This is a genomic window from Catenovulum sediminis (assembly GCF_007289895.1).
Taxonomy (GTDB): domain Bacteria; phylum Pseudomonadota; class Gammaproteobacteria; order Enterobacterales; family Alteromonadaceae; genus Catenovulum; species Catenovulum sediminis.
This window is the reverse complement of record NZ_CP041660.1, coordinates 2,136,631-2,148,662: the sequence shown is the minus strand read 5'-3', so window position 1 is coordinate 2,148,662 and position 12,032 is coordinate 2,136,631. Positions and strand designations below refer to the sequence as shown.

General features: G+C 40.3%; 13 protein-coding genes and 2 tRNA genes. 3 read left to right on the top strand and 12 right to left on the bottom strand.

Annotation, left to right across the window (positions count from 1 at the left end; genetic code table 11):
* Window positions 1-29: 29 nt before the first annotated feature.
* The 7 genes from FNT16_RS08775 to FNT16_RS08745 all read right to left on the bottom strand — a co-directional run bounded on the left by FNT16_RS08775 (window position 30) and on the right by FNT16_RS08745 (window position 4,876).
* Window positions 30-114 (bottom strand) — tRNA-Tyr (locus FNT16_RS08775).
* Window positions 115-130: 16 nt separating this feature from the next.
* Window positions 131-206 (bottom strand) — tRNA-Thr (locus FNT16_RS08770).
* Window positions 207-327: 121 nt separating this feature from the next.
* Window positions 328-1,116 (bottom strand): type III pantothenate kinase, encoded by a 789-nt coding sequence (locus tag FNT16_RS08765; protein WP_185976559.1) that lies wholly within the window; start codon window positions 1,114-1,116, stop codon window positions 328-330.
* Window positions 1,103-2,080, bottom strand: a complete 978-nt coding sequence (gene birA, locus FNT16_RS08760) for a bifunctional biotin--[acetyl-CoA-carboxylase] ligase/biotin operon repressor BirA (protein ID WP_143871238.1) — start codon at window positions 2,078-2,080, stop codon at window positions 1,103-1,105. The genes FNT16_RS08765 and birA overlap by 14 nt, the downstream gene beginning before the upstream one ends.
* Entirely contained in the window at window positions 2,070-3,116 is a 1,047-nt protein-coding gene (gene murB, locus FNT16_RS08755; RefSeq protein WP_143871237.1) for a UDP-N-acetylmuramate dehydrogenase, read from the bottom strand. Before murB ends, birA begins: the two co-directional genes overlap by 11 nt.
* Window positions 3,117-3,129: 13 nt before the next feature.
* The gene (locus FNT16_RS08750) at window positions 3,130-4,401 is read right to left on the bottom strand and encodes a CRISPR-associated protein Csx16 (RefSeq protein WP_185976558.1); all 1,272 of its coding nucleotides are present in this window, start codon (window positions 4,399-4,401) and stop codon (window positions 3,130-3,132) included.
* Between the two features lie 43 nt (window positions 4,402-4,444).
* Window positions 4,445-4,876, bottom strand: coding sequence for a DUF3859 domain-containing protein (locus FNT16_RS08745; RefSeq protein ID WP_143871235.1), 432 nt, complete (start codon window positions 4,874-4,876; stop codon window positions 4,445-4,447).
* Window positions 4,877-5,052: 176 nt separating this feature from the next.
* Between FNT16_RS08745 and FNT16_RS08740 the strand changes: the two genes are divergently transcribed.
* Window positions 5,053-5,241 (top strand): hypothetical protein, encoded by a 189-nt coding sequence (locus FNT16_RS08740; protein WP_143871234.1) that lies wholly within the window; start codon window positions 5,053-5,055, stop codon window positions 5,239-5,241.
* Between the two features lie 66 nt (window positions 5,242-5,307).
* Here FNT16_RS08740 and FNT16_RS08735 read toward each other — a convergent pair whose 3' ends face one another.
* From FNT16_RS08735 to FNT16_RS08725, 3 genes are read right to left on the bottom strand one after another with little or no spacing between them, the layout of a single operon-like run.
* A complete protein-coding gene (locus FNT16_RS08735; protein ID WP_185976557.1) occupies window positions 5,308-5,724 on the bottom strand; it encodes a BLUF domain-containing protein in 417 nt (138 codons plus the stop codon).
* Window positions 5,725-5,728: 4 nt separating this feature from the next.
* Window positions 5,729-6,637, bottom strand: a complete 909-nt coding sequence (locus tag FNT16_RS08730; protein WP_143871232.1) for a GGDEF domain-containing response regulator — start codon at window positions 6,635-6,637, stop codon at window positions 5,729-5,731.
* Window positions 6,638-6,642: 5 nt separating this feature from the next.
* Window positions 6,643-10,287, bottom strand: a complete 3,645-nt coding sequence (locus tag FNT16_RS08725; RefSeq protein ID WP_143871231.1) for a response regulator — start codon at window positions 10,285-10,287, stop codon at window positions 6,643-6,645.
* A gap of 326 nt (window positions 10,288-10,613) precedes the next feature.
* On the opposite strand from FNT16_RS08725, the gene FNT16_RS08720 reads away from it, so the two are divergent.
* Together FNT16_RS08720 and FNT16_RS08715 are read left to right on the top strand one after the other, a co-directional pair.
* Window positions 10,614-10,892, top strand: coding sequence for a type II toxin-antitoxin system RelE/ParE family toxin (locus tag FNT16_RS08720; RefSeq protein WP_143871230.1), 279 nt, complete (start codon window positions 10,614-10,616; stop codon window positions 10,890-10,892).
* Between the two features lie 11 nt (window positions 10,893-10,903).
* Entirely contained in the window at window positions 10,904-11,194 is a 291-nt protein-coding gene (locus FNT16_RS08715; RefSeq protein ID WP_143871229.1) for a HigA family addiction module antitoxin, read from the top strand.
* Window positions 11,195-11,266: 72 nt separating this feature from the next.
* Here FNT16_RS08715 and FNT16_RS08710 read toward each other — a convergent pair whose 3' ends face one another.
* Window positions 11,267-11,515, bottom strand: coding sequence for a hypothetical protein (locus tag FNT16_RS08710; protein WP_143871228.1), 249 nt, complete (start codon window positions 11,513-11,515; stop codon window positions 11,267-11,269).
* 38 nt (window positions 11,516-11,553) lie between these two features.
* Complete coding sequence (locus FNT16_RS08705; RefSeq protein ID WP_143871227.1) at window positions 11,554-12,027, bottom strand: ankyrin repeat domain-containing protein; 474 nt, start codon at window positions 12,025-12,027, stop codon at window positions 11,554-11,556.
* Window positions 12,028-12,032 lie beyond the last annotated feature (5 nt).

Below are 12,032 nucleotides of genomic sequence, written 5' to 3'. Positions count from 1 at the left end.
ACTTGAGCAATAAACCCCTAACTGTGATTTGGTGGAGGGAGCTGGATTCGAACCAGCGAAGGCAGAGCCGTCAGATTTACAGTCTGATCCCTTTGGCCACTCGGGAACCCCTCCGAATTTTTTATTTTGATGGTGCCGGCTGCCGGAATCGAACTGGCGACCTACTGATTACAAGTCAGTTGCTCTACCAACTGAGCTAAGCCGGCCCTCTCAAAAGTGCTGCGCAGTTTAGAGAAACAATCCGAGCCTTGCAACCCTTTTTTTCATAAAAATTTAGAAATTTGTCTGTTCGCTCAGTTTTCATGCAACACTGCTGCTTTTCTATACTTATTTGGGCGTATTTAGTGCTTTGTCATACGCATAGCGGGCCAATCCTTCAAAAATTAACGTTTCACTCAACTGCACTTTAATTTGCTGTTGCGCCAATAATTTTTGATAAAATTCTTTTTCGCCACCGGTCAGCCATAATTGAGCAGTCGGATCTGCGTGTTTAAGCTTGATAAATTCGTTTTTAATTAAACTAATATGACTATGGTATAAGCCATTAAACAAACAAGACTCGGTTGATTGGCCTAATTCACAAGCAATGTCATTTATCTCTTTCACTTCAATTTTTGCAGTACGAGAGACAAAATTTTCGACCGACCAATTTACCGAAGGCAATATATACCCGCCCTGATGCAGCCCCTGCTTGTTGATTACATCTATCGTTAATGCTGTTCCGATATCAACAACAAGGCATGCCGAAAGGCTTTTCTGGTACGCCCCCAACATAGCTAACCAACGATCAACCCCTAATCGCCCATATTCCCGGTAGGCATTAACTAAACCATACTTCTGTTCGGCTGAATGGACTTCTGAAATTTGCTTTGGCTTAAAGTTATTTTTTACACTTTGCCATTGTGGATAATCCGTTTTACGAACGGATGCTAAAAAAACATGCGCAAAAGCATTACTTTGAGCGGCTTGCTCGTAATCAATCAACGCAATGCTTGGCTCATAGCTTTCTGATTTAGCATAAATTCTACAATCAAATTGCGCGAATTTTACTCTTGTATTGCCCTGATCAACCAATAATACTGGTTTGTTAAAGAGCTTGTATTTATCTTTGGGCATGATCATCTGCTTTTTCAGTTGCGCGCAAAGAAATCTCACCCCCACTAATGGTTTGCATACCAAACTGCGTTTCGAGCAATAAATTCCCGAGTTGATCAATGCCTCGATTAATCCCTATTTTCTTGTTATTGCCACTCATAAGCGTCACTTGCTTATCTAAATAGCGGTCATATTGCGCCCACTTTTGTACAAAGCGACTCATACCAGACTGCACAAATTCTTCGATATACTGTTTAATTTGGCGACTTAAACTAATTAACAAATCATCTCTGCTAAACAGCTCGCCACGATAACTAGCCAAACTCTGCCATGCTTGATCAATCTCGCTTTCATCTGAGTGCATATTGACATTGAGCCCGACCCCGACAATTAGATTACACGGGGGTTCAAAGTCACCTTCCAACTCAATTAATATACCCCCGAGTTTTTTACCATCTAGATAAATATCATTTGGCCATTTCAATTCTGTATAAATATTGAGCTGGCGCAAATAATCGGCCACTGCAACGCCTACAACCAAGCTTAATCCAGATAACGCACTTAATGGCAAGTTAACGGTTAAACCTAAGCTAAAATATAAGTTCTGCGCAAAAGGTGAATGCCAAACTCGGCCTCGTCTACCACGCCCAGCGGTTTGTTTATCGGTTGCGGCTAAAACTGCTTGCTCTGTCTGCTGTTTAAAATACTGTTTAACCTCTTCATTTGTTGAGGCTGAATGGCGATTGAGTAGCAAGATAAACTCATCTTTTAGTGACGCTTGCAGATACTCAAAATTAAGCGGTTTTACATAGGTAGGTAAACTGTATCCTTTACCCGGAAGTTTATGAATTTGGTAACCGGCCGCTTCTAATTTATGGATCCAATTGGAAATACTGGCGCGACTGGTTGAGAAGTAGGTCGCCAAATCTTGACCAGAATGGAAATGTCCGTCACATAGGCACTCTAACAATGCTTCAAGCTTCATTTAACCCTACCCTATTTTTGTAAAAAGACGACGCGCGCAATTGATGCAGATATTCTACAGCATCACATTCTCCGTTTTTATTGATAAAGCGCACTTCGGGTTGCAAACAAACATTAAACTTATTTTCGACGACTTGCTGTACGTATGCCGCTAAACATGCAATATCTAGCCCTGTTGCTGCCCCAATATTAATCAACACTAACGCTTGTTTACTATGCACTCCAGCTTGCTGCATTTGATAACCTTTTAAACCCGCTTGTTCAATAAGATAGCCCGCCGCAAGCTTCACTTCGCCATCATCATATGGAAAATAAACGACATCCGGCAACACTTTTTGTAATTGAGCTAGTTGCTCAACCGAGACCAATGGGTTTTTAAAAAAGCTCCCCGCATTCCCTATTTTTGCTGGATCGGGTAACTTCTCGCTTCTGATCTGACAGACGCGTTTGAAAATATCATGCGCTGTCGGCTTGTTCAGTTCAGACAATGCACCATATCGAGTATTCGGCTGATAATTTTTACTGAGCTTTAAAGTAACACGGGTTATTAAAAAACGATCTTTAAGTTCATTTTTAAAAATAGAATCGCGATAACCAAATTGACATGCTTGATTGTTATAACTGCATTCGGTCATCGAGTCTAACAGTACACCATTCACAGCCCAGCAAAAATCAGCTAATTCAGCGCCATAGGCACCAATATTTTGAATCGGCGCTGCTCCGACTGTGCCTGGGATCAGCGCCAAGTTTTCAAGGCCAAAGATCCCCAAATCCAATAAACGCTTAACAACTGAATGCCAATTTAACGCAGCACCTAGCTCTACGTAATAACCGTTGTCCTCTTCACGGATTATAAAATCCGTGTTGCTCGATTCGACTAACTGGCCGCAGTATACCCTGTCTAGCAACAACATATTTGACCCGCTACCATGCAATAAATATGGTTTTTTGGACGAGAATAGTGCTTTGTCTTGCGGCCACCGGATGTATGATTGCGCGGTACACTCTAGATGCAGGGTATTATTGATAATTTTCATCGACCTTCGCTTGTTATATATTCTGCTGACGGTATTCCATGCAATACACCAAACTGTCGTTTAAATTGTTTGTATCTATATAATGAAATTGCATTTTGTTGTGCAGTGTGGCTAATGCCGCTGCCACGCTATTGACAGACTTACCGCCTGTGATATCAATTAAGATACCCTCTTCTGGTAAATCTGCCTGACTGTCCCATATTTTAGCGATTTTTAGATAAGCATTGTAATAGGCTTCTATATCATTAGGTGGTATTGGCACAGGATAAGATTCAAATGTAACGGCGGCAAATTCAGGATACATCGACAAGACCGACAATGCGTTTTTGATTTGCGGATACGTGCCAGGTGCAATGCGCTCGACCACACCTTCTATATTTTTTATACTGCAATCTTGTGTACCCAATAACATGACGCGTTGCAACACACTATTGGGGTGGCTCGTCTGGCTTCGAATAATACGCAGAATCAGCTCCCACTGTACTTTAAGTGGCATCAAGGCCTCAATATCTTGCTGCAAATTTCCGCTCAGTGGCACTTCAATTGGCTCACCATACTTTTGTTTCACAAAATACCATTGATTGTTTTTTTCAATAAAGTGATAACCAGAAGACAAAGTTAAAACTAAGCCTTGATAGGCCTTTTCAGAATCCTGCCGCTTAACATCCCGCAACGGGATCCAACTTCGGGCTTGCATACGCAACGACCAAGAAGCCCAGATAAACAATACAAAGCCGAGTGTGAGCTCAATTAACCAGTATGTCGTAAAGTTGTCTGCAAACCACTGTTTATCTTTACCAAACCAATAAGTTAATTGATTTTTAAACAACTCAACGCCAGTTAAAGCATCTGCAAAAATGCCGATACCTGAAGCTGTCATTAGCGCAAAAAAAGCAATTTTAAAATCTGCAGCTCGCATCACACTTTGTTTATGCCACAAGTTTTGCCAAAAGCGATTCAGCTGAGCGACTGTTTTTTTGCAAACTTGATTAACGACGCCTTCATAGTTTGGACTGATATAAAAAGGTTCTAATTTAGGTTGATGATTCAAAAGTTGATTATATTCCAACTTAATTGCATTTTCTTGAGCGGTAGATAAATGGTAATAGGTTGCACCTAGTTCAACCACCTGAGCAGCTTGCGATACACTCAACATGCCATACACTTCGTCTCCGGGCTGAATTTGCTCAGCCTCAAAAGAGTCATAAAAAGCTTCTATACCCGCCACGTGTTTGTATAGCCACTTACGCGCCCCCGGATAGGCGATTATCGCAATTTTTGCCATTATTAACCTGTTTATTATGCTTTGTATTATATTGGTAACGGAATCAAAACCCGCGTTTTTTCCAAAAACCAATTTCACCTGCGAATTCTGGTTGAAACACATCAAATGTTTTACTGGCAATGATTTTATTATCAAGTTCTATTTCCATTCGCCATTCACCTATTTTATCTTCAATGGGTAACCAAATGGTATCTCCCAGATAAAAATCCCAACTGTTGTTTCGTACATACTCTTCACCATCAAAAGGGGGCATTGCTTGACCCTGTTTATCAGGGATATCTGGATGGTAAATACAATATCGGATCTTTTCACCGCGCGCTTTTTTGATGTTTACAATAAATCCAAATTCGATATCAACTTCGGCAGGCACCTGAGTGGTAAATTCTTGTATTTTTGGCAAAGATTTATCGTTATTGTCCCACTTACTGTAGATACCATAACTTAGCATTTCTACAACAACTTTAGATTTCGCCATAAATACCTCTGGAGATTGACTCAAAAAGCGCAAAATAATGCGGAGTTTGCGTTAAAATTGCAAGAAAACTGACGCTTGATCAGATTTAAACCAATTAAACTTGTTTTTTTAGGCACTCATTCATTAAAATACGCACCATATTTAGCAGTTTAATTTTATTTCTGGGTTGAAGCACAATGGAAAATTTAATCAGCGCGCTTGAAGTTAATGCAACTTTGCTTGCATTAGCTATGTTTATCACCTTCGTTGTATTGGGTGTAATTGAAAAGTCTGATAACCGTGACCAGTTGGTTATGGCACGCATCGAATATGCATTTTTTGGTGTTTCTAGCTTAATCGCCTTTTTGGTATTTTGGTTAATCTAAACAACAGCTTAAAATGGTAATTATCGCAGTGATGGTATGGTTACATTAAACCTCATCACTCGTTGATTACATGCTTTCGACGGCAAACTCTCTCACCTCCTGCAAATACCGAGTAGCCTCATATGCGTTGAATTTATCAGGGAAAAATCCACCGTATTTTGACTCAACAAATGTTTTTTTAGATACCGGCATATAAGCAACGCCCATTGACCATTCTGTAAACCTTCTATTATTTAACTCACCAAAATGAACGAGCTGTACACAATTATGCCTTTTATCATTCACAATTCGGTTATATAAATCATTAATTACAACAGTTTCCCCTTCGAGTAGTTGTAAAAACCTTAAATTGTCATAAACCAACATACCGGTAACTTTATTTATCGCGTTAAACTGACTTGAACACTGCTGTATTTGTTTAATTTCACTTTTACTCAGGTTGTAACTGGCCAAGCTATGATAAATCAGTCTCACTATTTGCATACACTTAACTCTGCTTATATAAAACCACTTGATTTCGACCGTTATTTTTTGCTTGATAAAGCGCTTTGTCGCAGTTTTTAAATAAATCATTCATTGGCGGGTTACCCGCATCACTGATTGCAACCCCTGCACTCACCGTCACGGTTAGTGTATCTTGTCCAGGTAAGGGTATGTTCACATCCGCTACTTGAGTGCAGCACCGCTCTGCAACTAAAACTGCTTCTTGCTCGTGGGTGTTCGGCAATACCAGAAGAAACTCCTCACCTCCGTAGCGGCCTAATTTATCATAAGGCCTAATATTACCCATTACGATAGAACAAAATACACTGATTGCTTGGTCTCCCGCTTGATGCCCATACCGGTCATTAATTTGTTTAAACATATCCAAATCAAATATCACCACACTCAGTTTCGTGCGCTCCCTGACGCTACGCTCCCACTCTTCACGCAAATGATTTAGTATCACTCTTCTGTTCCATGCACCCGTTAGATAATCTCGGTTTGCATAAAACTCCAATTTTTTTTCTTGTTCTAATATCCGCTCTCCCACTTGCAAACGAACACGCAGCTCTTCAGCAACAAAAGGTTTAGTGACGAAATCATCAGCACCACCTGACATGGCTTCAACAATGTTATCCGTGCCGCTTCGTCCGGTTAACATAATAATATATAAAAAGTAGTCACATTCGGATTTCAAAGTGCGACAAAACTCTAAACCATCTAACTTTGGCATCCCCCAATCAACAATAAAAAGGCGCAGATTGTCTTCCGCATTCACAATATCCCATGCTTGCTCGCCATCAGACGCAACATGTACCTGATACCCCCATGCCGTTAAGTTTCTTTGCAGCAACATGCGCGTAATGAGATCGTCATCCGCAATTAAAACCTTCAGCTTGTTAACACTACTCATACCATTTAATTGCCTTTTTCGTTGTAGTTTTGTAGTTCATTAGACAACTTATCGATTAAGTGTTGTGTAACCGCCATTTTTTCGCTTAATTCGAGTCCATGTTCGCCACTTGGGCTGTATTCCAAGTCTGCGATGATTTCTGTCACGCAATTGTTTGCCAAGTTTCCAAGCATGCCTTTTAATTTATGCAAACCAGCTTTAAATTTTTGTTCTTCATAATTTTCCATAGCTTCTTGCAATTCAGACGTGATCTCAGGAAGCACTGATAAAACCAATGCGATTACATCATCTAAAAGCGCGTTATCGTTGCCAGTTGATAACAAACCACGTTCCAAATCAAATAAGGCAGTGTTATCTATTTGAGCATAGTATTGACTTGCAGAATATCCAGAGTTGAGAGGCGCATCACTGGGGGCGTCTTGTAACTTTTTATTACTTTTCAAACGTTCACTGACTGGCCCTTTTTCTATTATCGAGATAAGTTTCGCACCATTAATAGGCTTAGTCATATATAAATCCATACCAGCTTGCAAACACAATTCCTTATCTCCTTTGAGTGCATTCGCCGTCAAACCAATAATCCAATTATTAATATCTGAAGTTTGCTCAAACGCTCGAATACGTTTTGTGGCCTCTAGTCCGTCCATATTTGGCATTTGCACATCCATTAAAATGAGGTCATAAGCGCCTGTTTTTGCGTGGTATTGTGCCTCAATACCATCATTCACTATGGTCACATTGTGCTCGCGACTTTCGAGTAACTCCTTCAGTAATTTCTGATTTACAAAATTATCTTCAGCCACCAAAATATTCAAGGATTTAGCAAGCGGTTGTTGGCTTTCCGGTTCCCTTTCATCTGGCGCTTGATTAACATCAACAAGTGCAAGGATACTGTTAAAAATTTCAGATTGTTTAACTGGTTTGGTAAGAATTTCATCAATACCAAGCGCTGTAAGTTCAGAATAATCACTTGATACGATAGAAGAAGACAACATCATAATCACGCTTGGCCAAGTTTGATTTTGCTGCGTAAGTTCTTTAATCAGCTCAACGCCTGTCATACCCGGCATTAAGTTATCGAGTAACAATACATCATATAAATTGCCGTTTTTGTTACTGTGTTTTATTAGGTTAAAAGCTTGCTTGCCTGAGTTTGCCAGATCTACTTTACACCCCCAAGCCGTCATCATGTCTTTTAGCCAGCGGCGGTTAATTTCATTGTCATCGACGACTAAACATTTTAAGCCTTTAAAAGCATTTTTCGTACGTTGCCAGGGCGCTTCGTCATGCTTTTCGCATTCGTCGGATTCAAGCATAGGGAGACTAATAATAAACTTGCTTCCCAGTTTTTTCTCACTAATGAGTTCAAGGTTTCCGCCCAATAAAGCCACAAGTTGCTGCACTATCGTTAATCCTAATCCAGAACCTCCGTACTTGCGTGTGGTGGAACTGTCAGCTTGTTTAAATGGTTCAAATATCTTGGCCTGTTCATCGTCTGAAATACCACATCCCGTATCACTGACGACAATTTGTAACGTAAACGAGGTATCTGCAGCTGCACTTTGCTGCTCATCTCTTAACATTTCAACCGTTACACCGCCTTTAGCAGTAAACTTCACTGCATTACCGACTAGGTTAAAAATAATTTGATTCAAACGAACGGGGTCACCTAATACACAATCTGGAATATCCGGTGAGATATAAAAATCAAGGCTGATATTTTTGCTATGCGCCAAGGGCGCAAAGCTTTTAATTGCATCACCGGTGCGCTCGGCAAAATAAAATGGCGTACGCTCTATTTCTAATTGGCCTGATTCAACTTTGGAAATATCTAAAATATTATTTAGCAAACCCAACAATGACTCTGCTGAACTTGCAATCATATTTAAATAATCTTGCTGCTGCGCCGTTAATTCTGTTGTTTGCAGTAATTCTGTAATGCCAATAACACCATTCATGGGCGTTCTGATTTCATGACTCATATTTGCCAGAAAGGTTGATTTTGCATGATTAGCCTGCTCTGCCGCTTCTTTAGCTTCGAGTAAACGCGCTTCTAACGTACGTTCGTGAGTGATGTCCATATTACCACCCACGAGTTTTATCACCTCTCTTTGCTCGTTTAATATCGGGCGCGCATTGGCCTTAACATATTTGCAAACTTTACTCGGAGTAATAATTCTAAATTCATAATTCCACTCTGATTTACTATCTAACGCATTGGCTATCGTCTGCTCAGCATTTCTAATATCTTCAGGGTGCACGCTTTGTTGCCAAAAGGCGTATCCCAGGTTGTCTTGAATAGCTTGCGGGGTTTCATATATATCATGCATTTTACTATCCCACACCAATGCACCGCTTTTAACGTCCCACTCCCATACGCCCAAAGCCGAAACTTCTGCCGATATCTCCGTTCTGTTTTTTTCGGTAATAAATTTAGCATGCAGCTCTTCGCGTTCCTCAATTTTCTGTTTTAGTGCTCTGGATTGCCGGCGAGTCACTAAAAACAAATACACCACCAAACCAAACAAACAACTGCACGCAAACCCCAAAACAAGTACATAATTGCTATCAAATAAAGTTAAGTTGATTTCACGTTTAGGCATAAATGTCACTTGCAATTGCCAATTGGGTTGTGTTGCAGAAAAGTCGTGCCATTTCGCTGCATCGGGCATTTGTAGTTGTTGGATAAACGGCTGTGCTAAAGCCAATCGCACGTTAAGCCACACACTTTCTGATGCTGCATATTTTGTAAGTGGTGCCCATAATTTTTGCTGATCTACAAGTATCATCAGGTGCGAATTAGAGTCATGAACAGGAAAAACAATCAATAATTGGTTCTCGGTTAACTGTTTATGTTTTCCACTGTGTAGGTACGATATTTTTTCTCCCCTTTCGATTAACTTCACCACCGATTTAAACTTGGCAGTGAACTCGCTTTTTTCCGGTATTTGCCACTCGATTTGCGTTGGGTTTACACGGGCTATCGCCACTATCGCATCGATTTGATTAACGTAATTTTTGGCATCTATGGTGTGATAACGACTATCTATATACTGCTGTGGAGAGTTGACTCGTTCGTTTAAGCGGACTAAAGCATAACGCAAGCTTTGCCATCTTTGTGTAAAAAGCTGCTCAATATGACTCGATATCAAAGTTAATTTTTGCTGCTTAAATGTTTGTTGTTTTAACTCTAATGTGTAGGTAAACGCAACTATCAGTGCAAATGAGCTCAGAGTCACAATCAGGGCATGGTGATGGCGAAAACGGTTTGAGATTGAAGTCAGGTTATTTTGCACATAGACCACAGCTGCGTATATACAACATAGTCCACCAAAAAATAAAGGTTCGCTCAAAGTTAATAAGGCCACGCCGATAACAAACAAGCTCAAACTGACATAATCACGCAGCACAAAATGTTTTTTTGCGTTAAATTTAGAATTTAACAAAGCCACCAGCAATGATAGAACAACAAGCGCCACCCAATACGAGGCTGACATTTGCTGCACCCAGGCATCTATGAGTAACAACACTAAAGCCGAAGAGGCCAGCGGTACGCTCCAGTCCTTACATTTAGTCCAAGCAAACAAAGCGCTGACCAAGACAATAACCAGCGCTATGTACAAAAAAATATATAAACTAAATGTGACCATACCCTACCCTTTTCTTTGCCCAGTTGCAGAGCGTTTCCGCCTGCTCATTGAGTATAGTCTAGGACTGCTATTTTTGGTTTACCTGAATTTTTCGCGCTGTATGACGACTGATTTTCCACATGGGTTATAAACCGTGCGTTGTACTACTAATCTGGTTTTATCGGTTATGGTTAGTGAATACAAAAATAAACTGAAAGCCAAAACAATATTATTCATATAGGCGTTCAGGCTTTACGACCCTTCAGCAGTGGAAAGTATTTCATGCGGCCGATTGACTCACGTATCGATACGCGATACACTCAAGACATAACTAAAAGGCTATTGGGATGATTAAATCATTTAAACATAAAGGTCTGGAGACTCTGTTCACGACCGGTAACACGAAAGGCGTAAAGCAAGACCACGTTAAAAGATTGAGAAACATATTAGCCAAGCTGGATTCAGCAACGGATATTGAAGATATGAGGTATCCCGGTTCGAGGCTACACCCTCTTCAGGGTGAGTTACAAAACCACTATGCTGTTACTGTCAGCGGCAACTGGCGAGTAACATTCAAGTTTGAAAACGGTGATGCGGAGGTTGTTGACTACCTTGATTACCATTAGAGGAAGATATTATGCAGATGTTTAACCCACCACACCCAGGTGAAACTTTAAAAGAGTTGTACCTTGAGCCATTAGAATTGGACATCAAAGGCACGGCTGAAAAAATGAGCATGACCAGAGCGGCACTAAGCGAAATTGTGAATGGTCGCCGTGGCATTACGCCTAAAGTAGCTATTAAGTTAGCCAAAGCTTTTGGTGGAACCGCTCAATCTTGGATCAATCAGCAAACCAAGTATGATCTGTGGCAAGCACAGCAAGAATACACAGCTGATGACGTTGAAGAGATTTATCACACCACCTAAGTTGCAATGGTCAACTTTTACTGTAGAAATTCTAAGCGGCATTTTTCATTTCAATATACTTCTGGTGTGGTGTCATATAACCCAGTGCAGAATGCCTTCTTTGGTAACTAGGCTGCCTAGGTGGCCTTTGTGTAAATAGTTTTCTTGACTTTGGCTATTGTTGGTGCTTTCGGTGATAACTATGTTGCCAATATAAAACTTATATTCAAAACTGTGCCTGTTACCGGTTGTGGTATACACCTTTTCTGCAGTGCCTAAATACAAAGTGTGTTTGTTTTTACTGCCGCGCACGTCATGGCGGTAATATCTGGCGTGTTGCATGCCGTATACAAACTCTGTCCAAGTGGTATCGTTTTTAGTTATTTTGCTAGGTTTAATTTTTCAAGTATGAACTGCTCGATGCTTGGACATTGAAACATTCTGGCAATATCCAAGGGTACATATCCTTTATCATTTGGTTCTTGCAAATCCAATCCTTCACTAACTAGATAACTGAATGTGTCCATATTGCAGCCGCTTGCAGCATCATGAAGCAAGTTCCCCCCTAATTGGAACTCAAATTCCTCATGCCGCTTTCGTAAATCGAATCCTTGCCTTGCATAAAATGACAATATCTCCGAATTGCTTTCCATTGCTGCGAAAACTACAACCGAGACATTAGAGTTTAGCAAGTTGGAGAATTCAATCTCTTTAATTGGATTAGTTTTGTAATATTCAGTTAATTTGTTGATATCTTTATTGCTTATCAAAGTAAAAATTTCTCTTTGCTGAGCAGCTTCCGCATCAAATATCAATACAAGAAATAAACTGAAAACCAAAACAATACTATTCATAACCC